The sequence below is a fragment of the Arthrobacter sp. 10N43 genome (genome assembly GCF_056394525.1).
Genome location: NZ_JBFTIA010000004.1, coordinates 589,752 through 607,063 on the forward strand (window position 1 = coordinate 589,752; position 17,312 = coordinate 607,063).

Sequence of the window (17,312 nt, forward strand, 5' to 3'; positions counted from 1 at the left end):
AAATGCCCGTGAAACTCCGGGGCGGATCCGGCCCCTCGGCAGCCGGTCTCTCAGTAGCCGGTGAAGGAATCCACATGGACGCGGCGGGCACCCGCGCCACGTGCCGCGGCCCGCAGCGAGCGCACGCTGGCGGGCGAGCCGGAGACGAAGACCTCCCGGCCGCCGATGTCCGGGACCAGCTCCTTGAGGGCCGCCGCGTCAATCCTCCTGGCGCCCGCGTTGTGCATGAAGGCCGGCGGCGCCGAACCGTCGGCAAGGCGCGCCAGGACTCGCGCGCCGCAGCGCTGCAGCTCCTCGGCATAGGCCAGTTCTTCGGGATTCTTTGCCAGGTACAGCAGGACCGTGTCACGGTCAGTTGTCGGCGCCCCGGCCAGCTGGGCCATGTAGGGGGTGATCCCGATTCCGGCCGCGATGAGCAGCACGGGGGCGGCCGGGTCCCGGGGCAGGACGAAGTCGCCGCCCACGGTGGTCGCGGTAAGAGAGTCGCCAGGTGCAAGGGCCAACAGCGAGCGCTTGGCGGAGGACACCGGCTCCGCCGTCCCGACGCCGATCGTCAGCAGGGGTGCGCCGGGGGCGCTTGTCAGGCTGAACACGCGCCGGATTCCCTTCCCATCGCCCTTGCCGGCACGCCGGTCGCGAGCTTTGTCCGGCGGCAGGTGCAGTTCCAGGGACTGCCCGGGGGTAAAGCGCACCTGGCGTTCCGGGCGGAAGCTGAACTCCGTCGTCGTGGGCGTCAGCACCCGGGAACCCTCAAAACGCAGCCGCACCGCGCCCCGCTGCCCGGCGGCGAAGGCGAGCACATTGCCCACCAGCAGTGCCAGTTCGGGGGAGTTGGCCACGAACCCCAGGTTGTACGGAACGGCGAACAGCACCCCGACGACGGCGGCCAGTGCCAGTTGCTGCCAGCGCCGCGGTGGCAAGGTGAGCGGTTCGGTGAGCATGAACCCGACGAAGAACAGCACCGGACGCTGCGCAAAGGTCTGCCATAGCGCCTCGGGAACGTCCAGCCCGGCCCGCAGCAGGTCCGCGGCCACGATGGAGACGGCCACGACGGTGAAGACGGCGGCCATGGTGACTTTGCGGGTCCGGTACAGCACCAGCAGCACCCCCGGCAGCACCAGCAAGAGCATCGACGATGTGGCCGCCCACCAGGTGGCAATGTTGAGCCCGGTCAGTCCGGCGAGGAAGGCGCCGGCCGCGGCCGGGTTGAAGATGTGGCGGCCGCGCCAGGCCAGCGCATACTTCGAGGCCGAGGCCAGGACGCAGGCCAGGGCGACGCCGCCGATTTCGGCCACCTGGAGTCCCTGGGTCAGCTGGCTGGGCCAGAAAAGGAAGTACAGCAGCAGACCGGTGATGAGCGAGGACTCCGTGTGCGGACGCACGTGGAAGAGCGCGGCCAGCCCCTGGCTGGAGGCGTACGTCAGGCCAAGGCACAGGACCAGGTGGGCCAGCATTTCCGGCAGCCCGAACGTCAGCCAGCCCAACACATTGAGCAGCAGGCTGTAGCCGGCCAGGACGGCCAGGACCCACAGCACCAGCCTGTACATCGTGAGCCGGCCCAAGGCGGTATCCAGCCTCGAGCCGATCGGAGTGGTGGTGATGGCAGTCATGAAAACAGCGCCCCTTCAAATTCGGCTGAATATTCCGCGTGCCCGTCCGAATAGGCCGTGAGCCAGGCGAAATCGAACTCCTGCTCCAGCCGCGGACCGTCGACAAAAAACAATGCTGTGGCGAGCGCATCGGCCACCATCGCCGTCCCGGCCATGGCCCAGCTGGCGACGACGGTGCGCACCGGCGCTCCCGTGGTGCCGTCCAGGACGTGGTGGAACCCGTCGCCCCAGACCCGCCGGTTCGCGGCGGAGGCGCACAAGGCGCCGGCCTCCAGCCGGACCGTGCCAATCGCCTGGGTGGGATCGTAGGGGTGCTCAAGGGCCACCACTACAGGATCCGGCCCCGGGTTCAGGAGGTCTCCGCTGGCATCGATGAAGTGCTCGGCGATGCCGTCCTCCCGCAGTTGCGCGGAGAGCAGATCGGCCAACTGCCCTTTGCCGGCCGCGCCGACGTCGATCACCACCGGTGCCGAGGTGGTGAGCACGGTGCCGCGCCAGTCCAGTACATCCTCCCACCGCGGCGCGGGAAGCGGCGCGCCGCCCGGGCGCAGTGAGTAGTTGGCGTCATAGCCCAGGCGCTCCAGGCTGCCGCCGATCAGCGGGGTCATCGCGCCGTCAGTGAGCCGGTACAGCGTGCCGTACAGCTCGGCCAGGGCGGCTGATTCTTCGGGCAGCTCAACGCGGCCAGGCGTTCGGGCGGCGTCCGCAATGAGTGAGTCGGGCCGGAACCGGGACCACGCGGCGTCGTACGTCTCCACCGTGGCGAGCAGTCCACGGCGGTGTTTGCCGGAGAGCCGGGACGGCGTGGAAATCTCCCAGCGGGTCCCGATCCCGTCAAAGCTGAAGTGCGACCAGCCCGGATGAGGCACGATTCCTCTGTTCCTGCTCCTCTGTCCCCTGCAGGGTTACTGGGCCTGTGTCTTGATATCCGCCACGGCCTGGTTGAAGCCGCCGCTGGTCAGCGAGGATCCGGCCACTTTGGACACCTTGATCTCGTCCAGCTTCTTGCCCACCACCTGGGCCTGGATGCCGCTGGCGAACTCGCCCTGGAACTTGCGGGTGTTCGGATTCGACGGGTGCGGCGTGATCTTTACATCGGACACCGAGCCGCCGGCCAGGGTCAGTTCCACGCCGACAGTCTCGGTGCCGTTGGGCGAGGTGTAGTGGCCGTCGGCACTGTACGTGCCGTCCTTGTAGGACCCGGTGGTTGCGGCGGACTCGGACGCCGGAGCCGCGCCCTGTGCAGCCGGCGGCTGCGCGGCCGGGGCGCAGCCAGCCGCGGTTCCGGCGACGGAGAGGCCGGCGATGCCGACGAGGACGCTTTTACGGAAGGCGGAATTCATGCGGGACTCGATTCGTTGCAGGATCGGACAGCCAAAATATCGTGGCACTGACAGAGTTGACGACGTTGTTTTTAGGGTAACGGTTCACCCTTGGTGCGAAGCACTGAAGACCTTGGGTTTTCCCGGACGCTGCCGTTTCCCTCGCGCAGACGTCATGCCGGGCGCGGAATTCCGCCGCACCACGGGCCCACCGGTAGGCTAGAAGTGTGACCCCAGAAGAACTCTCCCTCGCCATATCCGCCTGCCTGAAGGACGCCGTCGCGGCCGGTGACATTGCCCTCTCCGCGGCCGACATCCCGGCTGAGGTGCGCGTGGAGCGCCCGAAGAACAGGGACCACGGGGACTGGGCCACGAACGTCGCCCTCCAGCTGGCCAAGACGGCCGGCACCAACCCGCGGGAGTTCGCGTCCGTCCTGGCCGCCCGGCTGAAGACGATCGAGGGCGTGTCCGCGGTGGACATCGCCGGGCCAGGCTTCCTGAACATCACCGTGGACGCTGCCGCTGCCGGCACCCTCGCCAAGGCGATTGTCGAGGCCGGACCCGCGTACGGCACCAACACCGCGCTCGCCGGGCACGTGGTCAACATGGAGTTCGTCTCGGCCAACCCCACCGGCCCGCTGCACATCGGCCACACCCGCTGGGCCGCCCTCGGCGACGCGATCGCCCGCGTCCTCCGGGCCTCCGGCGCCGACGTCACGGCCGAGTACTACATCAACGACGCCGGTTCCCAGATGAACGTGTTCGCCAACTCCGTGTTCGCCCGGCTGCACGGCAGGGACGTGCCTGAGGGCGGTTACCCGGGCCAGTACATCGCGGACCTCGGCCACGAAGTGCTCACCGAACACCCCGACATCCGCGAACTCACCGAAGTCGCGGCCCTGCCGGTGATCCGCGGCGCCGCCTACAAGGCACAGATGCACGACATCAAGCAGACGCTGGCCGGGTTTGGCGTCGACTTCGACGTGTTCTTCTCCGAGCAGGAGCTCCACGACGCCGGCGCGATCGAAGACGCCGTCGCCCGCCTGCGCGAGCAGGGCCACGTGTTCGACGACGGCGGCGCGGTCTGGCTGCGCACCACCGACTTCGGCGATGACAAGGACCGCGTGATGATCCGCGCCAACGGTGAGCCGACGTACTTCGCCGCCGACGCCGCCTACTACCTGTCCAAGAAGGACCGCGGCTACACCGAGAAGATCTACCTCCTCGGCGCCGACCACCACGGGTACATCAACCGGCTCAAGGCCATTGCGGCCGCCGCGGGGGACGACCCCGAGGTCAACATCGAGGTCCTGATCGGCCAGCTGGTCTCGGTCAACGGCGCCAAGCTGTCCAAGCGCGCCGGCAACATCATCGAGCTCAAGGACCTCATCTCCTGGCTCGGCAAGGACGCCGTCCGGTACTCGCTGGCCCGGTTCCCCGCCGACTCGCCGCTGACGCTGGACCCTGAGCTGCTGAAGAAGCACAGCAACGAAAACCCGGTCTTCTACGTCCAGTACGCCCACGCCCGCTCCCGCGGTGCCGCCCGCAACGCCGTGGCCGCAGGGGTGGAGCGCCGTGTGGACGGCAAAGACAGTTTCAACGCCGCCCTGCTGGATCACGCCACCGAAAACGAGCTGCTCTCGCACCTGGGCAGTTACCCCTCGATCGTTGCCAAGGCCGCCGAGCTGCGCGAGCCGCACCGCGTGGCCCGCCACCTCGAAGTCATCGCTGGCGCCTACCACCGCTGGTACGACGCCTGCCGCGTCGCGCCCCAGGGCGAGGAACCCATCACCGACACCAACCGCACCCGGCTGTGGCTCAACGACGCCACCAGCCAGGTGCTGGCCAACGGACTGGAACTGCTGGGCGTCTCGGCGCCGGAACGGATGTAACCGCCATGACGTCAACACCCAAACAGCAGGAAAACCCAGGGCAGTCCCCGCTCGCGCCGGCCTGGCTGGAGGTCCCCGCGGACCTCAACGCCCTCCACGAACCGCTGTGGGCGGGCGGGGTTGCGCGGAACGAGGACGGCGAGCTCACCATCGAGGGCCTGAGCGTCAGCGAGCTGCAGCGCCAGTACGGCACCCCGCTGTTCGTGCTGAGCGAGACCGACTTCCGGGCCCGGGCCCGGGCGTTCAGCGACGCCTTCAACGATGCCTTCGCCGACATCTGCGGGGGAGTGGACGTCTACTATGCCGGCAAGTCCTTCCTGTGCACCTCGGTGGTCCGCTGGGTTGAAGAGGAAGGCCTGCGACTGGACACCGCGTCAGGCGGCGAACTCGCCGTCGCCGCGCGCGCCGGCATTCCCGGCGCCGACGTCGCGCTGCACGGCAACAACAAATCCGACGGCGAAATCCACCGTGCACTGGACATGCAGCTGGGCCGGATCGTGGTGGACAGCCTCGACGAGCTCGAACGCGTCGCGGCGATCGCCGCCAACCGCGGCGACACCGCCAGGGTCATGCTGCGGCTGACCCCCGGGGTGCACGCCCACACCCACGAATTCATCGCCACCGCCCACGAGGACCAGAAATTCGGCCTGTCCATGGCCGGGGACTCCACTGAGAAGGCCGGCCTGTCCGCCGCCGAGGAAGCTGTCGCCGCGGCGACCGGGCACGCCAGCATTGAGCTGCTGGGCCTGCACTGCCACATCGGCTCGCAGATCTTCGAACCGGACGGCTTCGCCCTCGCCGCGGAGAAGCTGCTGGACTTCCTGGCCGCGATGCAGGCCAAGTACTCGATCGTGCTGCCCGAACTAGACCTCGGGGGCGGCTACGGCATCGCCTACACCCCTGTCGACACCCCGCGCCCGCCCGCCGAGATCGCGCAGGCGATGGCCGCCGTCGTCCGTTCCAAGTGCGCCGCGCTGGGCATCAGCGCCCCGCGGATATCGATCGAACCGGGCCGCGCGATCGTCGGAAGCACCACGTTCACGCTGTACGAGGTCGGCACGCTCAAGACCGTCCGGGTGGATTCCGCCGCCCCGGAGGGCCACCACGCCGCAGAAGACGTTACGTACCCCCGCCGGTATGTGTCGGTGGACGGCGGGATGAGCGACAACCCCCGGCCGGTGCTGTACGACGCGGATTATTCGGCAATTCTCGCCTCCCGCAGCTCCGAAGCGGGGCCGCAGCTGTCCCGAGTGGTGGGCAAACATTGCGAGAGCGGCGACATAGTTGTTAGAGATGTATATCTGCCCGAGGACGTGGCAGCCGGTGATCTGCTTGCAGTACCGGGGACCGGCGCCTACTGCTGGGCCCTGTCAAGCAACTACAACTATCTGGCCCGGCCGGGCGTTGTCGCTGTCCGCGACGGATCTGCCCGGCTCATTGTCCGCGGGGAAACCGAAGAAGATCTGCTCAACCGCGACATGGGAGTCTGAATGACCGAATTGCGAACCCTGAAAGTGGCCCTGCTGGGCTGTGGCAACGTTGGGGCCCAGGTTGCGCGGATTCTCATTGACGACGCCGACGCCCTCGCCGCCCGCACGGGCGCACGCCTGGAACTGAGCGGCATCGCGGTGCGCAACCTCGCAGCCGAGCGCGACGTCGAACTGCCGCAGGAGCTGTTCACCGCGGACGCCGAGACCCTCGTCAAGGACGCCGACCTCGTCATCGAGCTCATGGGCGGCATCGAGCCGGCCCGTTCCCTGATCCTGACCGCCATGCGGCACGGTTCCTGCGTTGTCACCGGCAACAAGGCGCTGCTGGCGCAGGACGGCCCCACGCTGTACGAGGAAGCCGACAAGGCCGGGGTGCAGCTCTCCTACGAGGCCGCCGTCGCCGGTGCCATCCCCATCCTGCGCCCCATCCGGGACAGCCTCTCCGGCGACCGGATCACCCGGGTGCTCGGGATTGTCAACGGCACCACCAACTTCATCCTCGACCAGATGGACTCCACCGGGGCGCAGTTCGCCGATGCCCTGGCAGAGGCCCAGCGCCTTGGCTACGCCGAAGCCGATCCCACCGCCGACATCGAAGGCCACGACGCCGCCGCCAAGGCCGCGATCCTTGCCTCGCTGTCCTTCCACACGCGGTTCGCCCTGGAAGATGTCTCGTGCGAGGGCATCACCTCGGTCACCGCGGCAGACATCGCCGCCGCCAAGGATGCCGGCTTCGTCATCAAACTGCTGGCCATTGCCGAGAAACTGGCTGACGAGGACGGCAAGACCGGCGTCTCCGTCCGCGTCCACCCCACGCTGCTGCCCCGCGAGCACCCCCTCGCCGCCGTCCGCGGCGCGTTCAACGCCGTCTTCATCGAGGCCGAGAACGCCGGCGAGCTGATGTTCTACGGCCAGGGCGCCGGCGGCACCCCGACGGCGTCCGCCGTGCTGGGCGACCTCGTTTCCGCGGCCCGCCGCATCGTCCTGGGCGGCCCCGGCCGGACCGAAACCACCACCGGGCACGTGCCCGCGCTGCCCATCGATGCGGCCGTCACGAGCTACTACATCGGACTCGACGTCGCGGACCAGCCCGGCGTCCTGGCCCGGATCGCCCACCTCTTCGCGGAGCACGGCGTGTCCATTGAAATCATGCGGCAGACCATCCACCGCGACGCCGACTCCAACGTGGAGTCGGCCGAGCTGCGGATCGTGACCCACCAGGCCCGGGAATCCGCACTTGCAGCAACCGTCGAGGCCGTCAGGCGCCTGGACGTCATCAATTCCGTCACATCCGTACTGCGGGTAGAAGGGGTCTAAGTGGCTCACCAATGGCGCGGTGTCATCCGCGAATACGCTGATCGTCTTCCTGTCACGGAAGCCACTAAGGTCATCACCCTGGGCGAGGGCGGCACCCCGCTCGTGCACGCCCGCCACCTCTCCGAGCTGACCGGCAGTACCGTCTACCTCAAGGTCGAAGGCATGAACCCGACCGGTTCGTTCAAGGACCGCGGCATGACCATGGCCATGACCGCGGCGGTGGCCTCCGGCGCCAAGGCCGTGGTGTGTGCCTCCACCGGCAACACCTCTGCATCTGCCGCGGCCTACGCGACGGCGGCAGGGCTGCAGTGCGCGGTGCTGGTCCCCGAGGGCAAGATCTCCATGGGCAAGCTCAGCCAGGCCGTCGCCCACGGCGCCACCCTGCTGCAGGTGGACGGCAACTTCGACGACTGCCTCGACATCGCCCGCAAGCTCGGCGAGTCCTACCCGGTGTTCCTGGTCAACTCCGTCAACCCCGCCCGGATCGAGGGCCAGAAGACCGGCGCCTTCGAAGTGGTGGACGCCCTGGGCGATGCCCCCGACTTCCACGTGCTTCCGGTGGGCAACGCCGGCAACATCAGCGCGTACTGGAAGGGCTACAAGGAGTACTCCGCGCCGTTCGAGTCACCCACCGCCGGGTCGCTGCCCGCCGTCGCCACCAAGACCCCGGTCATGTGGGGCTTCCAGGCCGCCGGCGCTGCCCCGTTCGTGGCCGGCCACCCCATCACCGAGCCGGACACCATCGCCACCGCCATCCGGATCGGCAACCCGGCCTCCTGGGACACCGCTGTTGCGGCCCGGGACGAATCCGGCGGCGTGATCGAGGCCGTCACGGACGAGGAAATCCTGTCCGCGCACCGCTGGCTCTCCGCCCGGGAAGGCGTCTTCGTGGAACCCGGCTCCGCTGCCGGCGTCGCCGGACTGATCAAGAAGCATGCGGCCGGTGAAGTGCCGGCCGGCAAGACGATCGTGATCACGGTGACAGGTCACGGCCTCAAGGACCCGCAGTGGGCCCTGCGCACCGAGGACGGCAGCGACGTGCAGCCGGTCAGTGTCTCCAACGATGTCGTCACCGTCGCCGCAGCACTGGGACTGGAAGAAAGATAACGTTGGAAACAACCCTGACCATCCCGGCCGAATCTGCTGCCGGCTCGCCGGCTGTTCCGGCGGGCCAGGTTGTCACCGTCCGGGTGCCGGCCACCAGCGCCAACCTGGGTCCCGGGTACGACAGCCTCGGCCTGGCCCTCTCGCTCCATGACACCCTCACCGTGGAAACGCTCGCCAGCGGTGAGCTGGAATTCGAGCTCAGCGGCGAGGGCGCCGAATCGCTGCCCCGCGACGCCACGCACCTGGTGGTCAAGGCCCTCACGGAGGCGCTTCACCGCCTCGGGTACCGGCACGAAGGCCTGCGGATCACGGCGGACAACGTCAACCCGCACGGGCGGGGCCTTGGCTCTTCGGCCTCGGCCGTGGTGGCGGCCGTCAGCGCAGCGAATGCCCTGGTGCCGGAAATATCCCGGCGCGGCCGGGACTGGATCCTCCAGCTCACTAGCGAAATGGAAGGCCACCCGGACAACGTTGCACCCGCCATTTTCGGCGGACTGGCGCTGTCATGGCAGGACAGTGACCAGTACAGCAGCACGAGTGCGTCCGTGGCCGCTGCGGTGGTCCCGGTCGTCGCGGTGCCGGACTATGAGCTCTCCACGGAGGCGGCCCGGGCACTCTTGCCGGCCTCGGTGGGCCACCATGCCGCGGCCATGAACTCCGGGCGTGCCGCCCTGCTGATCCATGCCCTCACCGCCAACCCGGAGTTCCTGCTGCCGGGCACCGAGGACTACTTGCACCAGAGCTACCGCGCCCAGGCCATGCGGCCCAGCGCGGAGCTCATCGGCGCGCTGCGCCGGGCAGGGCACGCCGCCATCGTCTCTGGCGCAGGACCCACGGTATTGGTCCTGGCCAACGGGGAAGCGGAAGCCGATGAAGTCGTAGACTTCATCGCCGCCCACACGGCGGGCAACACGCCGGAAGTTGGCTGGCGTGTGATGAAGCTGGCCGTGGACGTCGAAGGTGCTAAAGTGGAAGTGCACCGGCGGTAAATACGCAGGCGGTAAATTTAGTAACCGTTGTAAGACCGCGATGTTGGCCACGTAGCCTCTCTCATCTTTCACTGCGCAATATTATCCGGTGCCACCTGCTTTCGGTCTGACGCAGGACTCAGCAGATTTTCTCTGCCCCCTCATACGTCAGCCCGCCGTTCCTCATTTCTCGGAATCGTGCATGGTGAAGCAGTATCCGGCCCTGCTGGTCGAAATCCATCCGGCAAGGCCGAAAATCCCGGCTGCAGATCTGAACTGCAGCCCAGATCAAATCACCGCGTCCAGCTCTTAGTCTGGACGCCGTCGAGGGGGAAGGATCCTTCGTGACCGAAACCACTGAGCTGTCTCCGGCTGTGGATACATCTTCTGCTGCCGGATCTTCGGCAGCACCCGCCAAGAGCAGCGGCCTTGCAGGCCTCAAGCTCGCCCAGCTCCAGGCTCTCGCCAGCCAGCTTGGCATTTCCGGCGGTTCCCGCATGCGCAAGGGTGATCTGGTCACGGCCATTTCCGCCCACCGCGCAGGCACTCCGGTAAGCAAGGCTCCGGCCCGCGCTGCCGAAAAGGCGAGCGACAACGGCACCGTTTCCCAGGCGTCAGCCCCGGTAACTGCGCACGCAACCGCGCCCGCAGCTGCCGCCGAGGAAGCCCCGGCGCAGGAAAGCCCCCGCGCCCGCCGCGGCCGCAGCCGCCGTGCAGGCAGTGACGGAGTCGTCACGACGCCCGCCACCGAGGCGCCTGCCGCAGCCCCGGCCGAAGCTCCCGCCGTTTCCGCTGAGTCCGGCACTGCTGACTCCGGGACGCAGGCTGGCTCTGCCGTTTCCGCGCCGGAAACTTCCGACCGCACCCGGCAGCCGCGCACCCGCAACCGCCGTCGCGGCGAGGCCGCCGCGCAGGCTACTGAGGCAGGTGGCCAGGGCGCTGAGGCGCAGGCCGAACAGCCCGCCGCCGAACAGCGCACTGAGCAGCGTGCAGAGCAGCGCGAACAGCGCACCGAACAGCGTGACCAGCGCACCGAGCAGCGCCAGGGCGAGCCGGGCAGCGAAGACGGCCAGCGCCGCGACGCCACCCGCACCCGTGGCGGCCGCGACGAATCCGCCGGCACCCGCGAGAACACCCGCGACAGCGACGATTCGGATGGCGGAAGCCGCCGGAACCGGCGCAACCGTCGTGACCGCAACGACCGTGGTGACCGCCAGGGCCAGCAGGACAGCCGTGACAACTCCTCGCGCAACGACCGCTTCCGCGATCGCAACGACCGCCGCCGCGGGCGTCAGCAGGGACCGGACGTCGACGACGTCGAGGTCACCGAGGACGACGTCCTGCTGCCGGTCGCCGGTATCCTCGACGTGCTGGAGAACTACGCGTTCATCCGCACCTCGGGCTACCTGCCGGGCCCGAACGACGTCTACGTCTCGCTCGCCCAGGTCAAGAAGTACAACCTGCGCAAGGGCGATGCCTGCGTCGGTGCCATCCGTGCACCGCGCGAAGGCGAAGACCGCAGCCAGCAGTCCGCGCGCCAGAAGTTCAACGCCCTGGTCCGTGTGACCTCGGTGAACGGCAAGACGCCGGAAGAACTCAAGGACCGCGTCGAATTCGCGAAGCTCGTCCCGCTGTACCCCTCCGAGCGCCTGCGCCTCGAGACGGACCCGAAGAAGATCGGCCCCCGCGTAATCGACCTCGTGGCCCCGATCGGCAAGGGCCAGCGCGGCCTGATCGTTTCGCCGCCGAAGGCCGGCAAGACGCTCATCCTGCAGTCCATCGCCAACGCCATCACCACCAACAATCCTGAGGTCCACCTCATGATGGTGCTTGTTGACGAACGCCCCGAAGAAGTTACGGACATGCAGCGCACCGTCAAGGGCGAGGTCATTGCCTCCACCTTCGACCGTCCAGCCGACGACCACACCACCGTGGCCGAGCTTTCCATCGAGCGCGCCAAACGCCTCGTGGAAATGGGCATGGACGTTGTAGTGCTCCTTGACTCCATGACCCGCCTGGGCCGTGCCTACAACCTGGCAGCACCGGCTTCCGGCCGCATCCTGTCCGGTGGTGTGGACTCCGCCGCGCTGTACCCGCCGAAGCGCTTCTTCGGTGCAGCCCGCAACATCGAAAACGGTGGCTCGCTGACCATCCTGGCAACCGCGCTCGTCGAGACCGGTTCCAAGATGGACGAGGTCATCTTCGAGGAGTTCAAGGGCACCGGCAACATGGAACTGCGCCTGTCCCGCCAGCTCGCGGACAAGCGCATCTTCCCGGCCGTGGACGTCAACGCGTCCGGTACGCGCCGCGAGGAAAACCTGCTTTCCCCCGAGGAAGTCAAGATCATGTGGAAGCTGCGCCGCGTCCTCTCCGGACTCGAAACGCAGCAGAGCCTTGAGCTGCTGACCAACAAGATCCGGGAGACCCAGAGCAACGTCGAGTTCCTCATGCAGGTGCAGAAGACGACGCTTGGTGCGAAGTCCGATAACGACAAGTAGTTGACGTAGGGGTGGGGCCGTCTGTTGTTTAGCCGGCCCCGCCCCTTTGTCGTTCGGTTTTTTGCCGCCCCCGCCCCTACGCGTGGAGGCTCGATCCTGACGGATCAGAGCCTCCACGCTCCGGCAGGCCCCATGCCACTCCCGGGGCGGCAAAAACAGAACGACTTGCACTCGTCCCACCCAACGCACGGCGTTACTAGACTTGAGAGAGTCGAAAGAGGTTTGAAAATGTTTGAGTCCGTACAGGGCCTGTTGGATGAGCACGACTCTATCCAGGCCCAGCTGGGGGATCCTGCTGTTTATGCCGACCAGCGGCTGGCCCGGAAGCTGGGGCGGCGTTCTGCCCAGCTGAACGGCATTGTGGAGGCCTACCACCGCTGGGAAGCCATCAGCGATGACCTGGCGGCTGCCAAGGAAATGGCGGACGAGGACCCGGAGTTCGCCGCGGAGGTGCCCGAGCTGGAGGCTGCGCTGGAGACGGCGGCGGCCAAGCTGCGCCGGCTGCTGATCCCGCGCGACCCGGACGATGCCCGCAACGTGATCCTCGAGGTCAAGGGCGGCGAAGGCGGCGACGAGGCTGCGCTGTTCGCCGCGGACCTCCTGCGGATGTACAGCCGTTACGCGGAATCCCGCGGCTGGAAGACCGAGATCATCTCCGCCACCGAATCTGACCTGGGCGGCTACAAAGACGTCCAGATGGCCGTCAAGGGCAACTCCAACGATCCTGCAGAGGGCGTCTACGCCCGGCTCAAGTTCGAAGGCGGCGTGCACCGGGTGCAGCGCGTGCCCGTCACCGAATCCCAGGGCCGCATCCACACCTCGGCCGCCGGCGTGCTGGTGCTGCCCGAAGTGGACGAGCCCGAGGAACTCGAGATCAACCAGAACGATCTCAAAATCGACGTCTACCGCTCCTCGGGGCCCGGCGGGCAGTCGGTCAACACCACCGACTCCGCGGTGCGCATCACCCACCTTCCCACCGGAATCGTCGTCGCGATGCAGAACGAGAAGTCGCAGCTGCAGAACCGTGAAGCCGGCATGCGCGTGCTGCGCGCCCGCATCCTGGCCCACCAGCAGGAGATCATCGACGCCGAAAACTCCGCGCAGCGCAAGTCCCAGATCCGCACCATGGACCGCTCCGAGCGCATCCGCACGTACAACTACCCGGAAAACCGGATCGCGGACCACCGCACCGGATACAAGGCCTACAACCTGGACCAGGTCATGAACGGCGACCTGGAACCGGTAATCCAGTCGGCCATCGAACTGGACGAGCAGTCCCGGCTCGACGCCATCGGCGAATAGGCGCGGCCCACCCGTGATGACAGCAGGTGATGGTCCGAGCCTCGCGGAGGCCGTCAGCGAGGCGACGGCGGTCCTCGCCGCCGCCGGCGTGCCCAGCCCACGCGTGGACGCCGAGCTCCTCGCCGAGCACCTGCTCGGCGTCGGGCTCGGCCGGCTGCGCGCGCTGATGCTCGGCGACGCGCCGGCCCCGGCGGGCTATGCCGACCTCGTTGCCGAGCGGGCGCAGCGCATCCCGCTGCAGCACATCACGGGCGTGGCGCACTTCCGGTACCTCGAACTCGCCGTCGGTCCCGGCGTGTTCATCCCGCGCCCGGAAACCGAGTCCGTGGTGCAGCTGGTGCTTGACTGGCTCAAGGGCAGGGCCGGATTGGCACACCCCAAAGTGGTGGACCTGGGCACCGGATCCGGCGCGATCGCAGGCTCGATCGCGCACGAGGTACCCGGCGCGGAAGTCCACGCGGTGGAATACAGCGAATTCGCGCATGCCTGGGCGGCGAAAAACCTGTTGCCCCTGGGCGTCCACCTCATCCGCGGCGACATGCGCGACGCGCTGGGCGAACACAACGGCACGTTCGACGTCGTCGTGTCCAACCCGCCCTACATACCCGCCGAAGCGATCCCGAACGAACCCGAAGTGGCGCTGCACGACCCGCCCGAGGCACTGTACGGCGGGGGAGCGGACGGGATGGAACTTCCGACGGCGGCGGCGGCCTCGGCTGCCCGCCTGCTGGTGCCCGGCGGCTACTTCGTGATGGAGCACGCCGAAGTCCAATCGGAATGGATCGCCGCGATGCTGAAACGCACCGGGGTGTTCTCCGAGGTCCGGACCCACCGCGACCTCAACGGCAAGGACCGGGCCACCAGCGCAGTGCTGACACAGTCAGAACAAACACTGCAGCACTGAGGCCCCCGCAAAAAAATCGTGTGACAAGTGATGAAAGAATAGGCCAGTGACGACTAGCTACGATTGCACGGCAGCTGAGCAGCGCGCCGCAGGACTTGAACACGCCCAGCGGGCCATCCGTGAGAGCAAGTGTGTGGTCTTCCCGACCGACACCGTCTACGGTATTGCCGCCGACGCCTTCTCGCCCCTCGGCGTGACCCTGCTGCTTGCGTCGAAGGGCCGTAGCCGGAAGATGCCGCCGCCGGTGCTGATCCCCAGGCTGAACGCCCTCGATGGCCTCGCCACGGACGTCCCGCCCGAGGCGCGGCGGCTGGCCGAGGCGTTCTGGCCCGGCGGACTGACCCTGATCCTGCATGCCCAGCCGTCATTGGACTGGGATCTTGGTGAAACCAAGGGGACCGTTGCGCTGAGGATCCCGGCCGACGAGATCGCCCAGGACCTGCTGACGCTCACCGGCCCCCTCGCCGTGTCCTCCGCGAACCGCACCGGGCAGGCGGCGGCGCGGACCGCAGCGGACGCCGAGGCGCAGCTGGCGGAATCCGTGGAGGTCTACCTCGAGGGCGGACCCCGGCCCGCCGAGGGTGCCGAAGCCCTCGCCTCAACTATCGTCGATGCGACGGTGCAGCCGCTGCGGGTGGTCCGTCAGGGAGCCATCAGCCTCGAACGCCTGCGCGGCGTGGTTCCCGGCCTCCTGGACGTCGACGGCAACGCCGCCGAAGGTGAGGACGCTGCCGAAACGGTTGTTGAGCCGGCTGTGCCTGAGGCTGACGCGGCTGTTGAGGCGACCGTGCCTGAGGCTGACACGGCTGTTGAGGCGGCCGTGCCCGAGGCTGATGCTGGGCCCGAGGCCGCACCCCGGCCCGCCGCGCCTGAGCCCGGCTCGGCATGACGCTGGAGCGCCAGCGCGTCCCCTTCCTCGACGTCGACGCTACCCCCGTGACCGTGTCCGAGCTGACAGCCGTCCTTACCGCCTACGTGGCCGAGGGCCGGACCCGGACCGTGGTGGGGCACAACCTGCACAGCGTCACGCTGCTGCACTCCGATCCCGGCTTCCGTTCCTTCTACGACCACAGCGACGTGGTGCTGATCGACGGCGCACCGGTGCTTTGGCTCTGGGCCAAGACGGGCGAAGAGGACGACGGCAGGGGTCCGGTGATGGATTACCGGCTGGGATCGACCGACTGGATTCCCGCGCTGGGCAATGTCGCGGGGCTGCAGCGCATTGCGGTGATCGGTGCAGGCGCCGTGGCCAACGCCGGCGCAGTGGCCAAACTGCGGGAGATTGTCCCCGGGGCGCGGGTGGACGGCATGCCCGGCGAAGACTGGGACCAGGACGTTGAGGACGCCGCCGTCCAATGGCTTGCCGGGCTCCGCCCGCAGCTTGTGCTCCTGGGCCTCGGGATGCCGCTGCAGGAACAGGTCCTGGCGCGGCGGCTTCCCGTGCTCCCGCCGGCCGTCTACTGCGCCGTCGGCGGCGCCATCGAACAGATTGCCGGCGTGCAGAAGCTGGCGCCGCGCTGGATCGGGCGGCTCGGCCTCGAGTGGGCCTGGCGGCTCATGCTCCACCCGCAGCGGGTGGCCTACCGGGTGTTCGGCGAGCCGTGGGTGCTGCTGGGTTTGCTGCTGCGCCGCCGGCTGGGCCGGCAGGCCCAGAGCTAGCAACCCTAGCGCCAGCAGCCCTGGCGTCCGCAACCCTGGCGCCAGCAACCCGGGCGCCTGCGGCGCGGACGGTCAGAACTTCTGGTCCTCCAGCGGACCGAATCCCTTGCCCCGGAGCCCGGCGGAAAAGGCGCGAAACCAGTCTGCAAGCCCGCGGAGGTCTCCGCTGCGCAGGAAGTAGCCAAGGTAGCCGCCCACATCAGCGACGAAAGACTTGACCCGGAAATGGCGGCGGATCATGTAGCCGCGGTTCCGGTAGTAGAAATAGCGTTTGAAGGCCGAATCCGGCACGATCACGTGCCACCGCGCGCCGAAGACATGCTTGGTTTCGGAGAAGGCATGCGGGTGGGTGATGGCAGCGGTGGTCACCGTGCCGAAACGGATCCCGGCCTTCCTGAGGCGCAGCGTGAAGTCCACCTCGTCGCCGCGGATGAACAGGCGCATGTCCGGCAGGCCCACTTTGAAGAAGACATCGGAGCGGATCAGGGCGCCGTTGAAGAAGTGACCGTCGCCGGGCAGGAACCCGACCTTCTCCACCTCGGCACGCTCATGCGTGACCTTGCCGTTGAGCCGGAAGAAAAAGGACAGCTGGTCCGGGTGGCCGGGAGCCACCACCAGGGGCACCACGGCGTCCAGGCCGCGGTCCTGCGCCTCGCGGAGCAGCGTGGCAAGGCAATCGGGGTCGGCCGGCTCGGCGTCGTCGTCCATCATCCAGATCCAGTCGGCCCCGCTGGCCACAGCCTTGAGGATGGCAAGCGAGAATCCGCCGGCCCCGCCGAGGTTCGCCTCGGACCTGACATAGTCCACGTTGGCGTGCCGGTCGGCAACATCTTTCGAGGGCACGGTGCCGCTGTCGATGAGGCAAATGGAGCGCACATGGGCGGTCTGGTTATTGATGGCGTCCAGCAGGACCGCCAGCTCCCGGGGACGGTCAAACGTCACGGCAGCGACTGCAACCGAGGGGGTCATCGCGGGGTCCTTTCAGCACGACCGACAGTGGTTTTCCCGCCGGCGGAGGGCCGTGTGACGCGAAGACAGGTGGCCGTTGGCATTAGTATCTTGACTAGAGTCCACTGTAATACAGCCCTGTCAGGCACTACGCACTGCCTGCCCTGCGCACGGCGACGGAGAAGTTTCATTTTTCGAAAGACTGTTCCACGGCAACTTAATTCCCCCCATTTCCGCAGCTCACCGGTGCCTCCGCCGCTGCGGAGCGTGCCGCCGTGTCTTGCCTGCGCGGACC

At 68.0% G+C, this 17,312-nt stretch carries 14 protein-coding genes; 10 read left to right on the forward strand and 4 right to left on the reverse strand.

Features of this window, described 5'->3' with window-relative positions:
• Positions 1–50: 50 nt before the first annotated feature.
• Genes AC1DDO_RS10930 through AC1DDO_RS10940 form a run of 3 tightly spaced genes read right to left on the reverse strand, consistent with a single transcriptional unit; the run spans position 51 to position 2,953 of the window.
• Positions 51–1,610, reverse strand: a complete 1,560-nt coding sequence (locus AC1DDO_RS10930; RefSeq protein WP_476867783.1) for an FAD-dependent oxidoreductase — start codon at positions 1,608–1,610, stop codon at positions 51–53.
• Entirely contained in the window at positions 1,607–2,479 is an 873-nt protein-coding gene (locus tag AC1DDO_RS10935) for an FAD:protein FMN transferase (RefSeq protein WP_476867782.1), read from the reverse strand. The genes AC1DDO_RS10930 and AC1DDO_RS10935 overlap by 4 nt, the downstream gene beginning before the upstream one ends.
• A 36-nt stretch (positions 2,480–2,515) precedes the next feature.
• On the reverse strand, positions 2,516–2,953 hold the full coding sequence (locus AC1DDO_RS10940) for an FMN-binding protein (RefSeq protein ID WP_476867781.1): 438 nt from the start codon (positions 2,951–2,953) through the stop codon (positions 2,516–2,518).
• Positions 2,954–3,159: 206 nt separating this feature from the next.
• Here AC1DDO_RS10940 and argS point away from each other — a divergent pair, with 206 nt between their 5' ends.
• The 10 genes from argS to AC1DDO_RS10990 all read left to right on the forward strand — a co-directional run bounded on the left by argS (position 3,160) and on the right by AC1DDO_RS10990 (position 16,069).
• Entirely contained in the window at positions 3,160–4,824 is a 1,665-nt protein-coding gene (gene argS / locus AC1DDO_RS10945) for an arginine--tRNA ligase (protein WP_476867780.1), read from the forward strand.
• A gap of 5 nt (positions 4,825–4,829) precedes the next feature.
• Positions 4,830–6,314 (forward strand): diaminopimelate decarboxylase, encoded by a 1,485-nt coding sequence (gene lysA / locus AC1DDO_RS10950; RefSeq protein ID WP_476867779.1) that lies wholly within the window; start codon positions 4,830–4,832, stop codon positions 6,312–6,314.
• Positions 6,315–7,631 (forward strand): homoserine dehydrogenase, encoded by a 1,317-nt coding sequence (locus AC1DDO_RS10955; RefSeq protein ID WP_476867778.1) that lies wholly within the window; start codon positions 6,315–6,317, stop codon positions 7,629–7,631. It begins immediately after the preceding gene.
• Positions 7,632–8,738: a threonine synthase gene (thrC, locus tag AC1DDO_RS10960; RefSeq protein ID WP_476867777.1), complete on the forward strand. Its 1,107-nt coding sequence runs from the start codon at positions 7,632–7,634 to the stop codon at positions 8,736–8,738.
• A 2-nt stretch (positions 8,739–8,740) separates the two neighbouring features.
• On the forward strand, positions 8,741–9,727 hold the full coding sequence (gene thrB / locus AC1DDO_RS10965) for a homoserine kinase (RefSeq protein WP_476867776.1): 987 nt from the start codon (positions 8,741–8,743) through the stop codon (positions 9,725–9,727).
• Between the two features lie 323 nt (positions 9,728–10,050).
• Complete coding sequence (gene rho, locus AC1DDO_RS10970) at positions 10,051–12,204, forward strand: transcription termination factor Rho (RefSeq protein WP_476867775.1); 2,154 nt, start codon at positions 10,051–10,053, stop codon at positions 12,202–12,204.
• A gap of 228 nt (positions 12,205–12,432) precedes the next feature.
• Positions 12,433–13,506, forward strand: a complete 1,074-nt coding sequence (gene prfA, locus AC1DDO_RS10975; RefSeq protein WP_476867774.1) for a peptide chain release factor 1 — start codon at positions 12,433–12,435, stop codon at positions 13,504–13,506.
• A 16-nt stretch (positions 13,507–13,522) separates the two neighbouring features.
• On the forward strand, positions 13,523–14,410 hold the full coding sequence (gene prmC, locus AC1DDO_RS10980) for a peptide chain release factor N(5)-glutamine methyltransferase (protein ID WP_476867797.1): 888 nt from the start codon (positions 13,523–13,525) through the stop codon (positions 14,408–14,410).
• Positions 14,411–14,456: 46 nt separating this feature from the next.
• A complete protein-coding gene (locus AC1DDO_RS10985) occupies positions 14,457–15,299 on the forward strand; it encodes an L-threonylcarbamoyladenylate synthase (protein ID WP_476867773.1) in 843 nt (280 codons plus the stop codon).
• Entirely contained in the window at positions 15,296–16,069 is a 774-nt protein-coding gene (locus tag AC1DDO_RS10990; RefSeq protein WP_476867772.1) for a WecB/TagA/CpsF family glycosyltransferase, read from the forward strand. The genes AC1DDO_RS10985 and AC1DDO_RS10990 overlap by 4 nt, the downstream gene beginning before the upstream one ends.
• 72 nt (positions 16,070–16,141) lie before the next feature.
• On the opposite strand, the gene AC1DDO_RS10995 is transcribed toward AC1DDO_RS10990, so the two are convergent.
• The gene (locus tag AC1DDO_RS10995) at positions 16,142–17,038 is read right to left on the reverse strand and encodes a glycosyltransferase (protein WP_476867771.1); all 897 of its coding nucleotides are present in this window, start codon (positions 17,036–17,038) and stop codon (positions 16,142–16,144) included.
• Between the last annotated feature and the right edge of the window lie 274 nt (positions 17,039–17,312).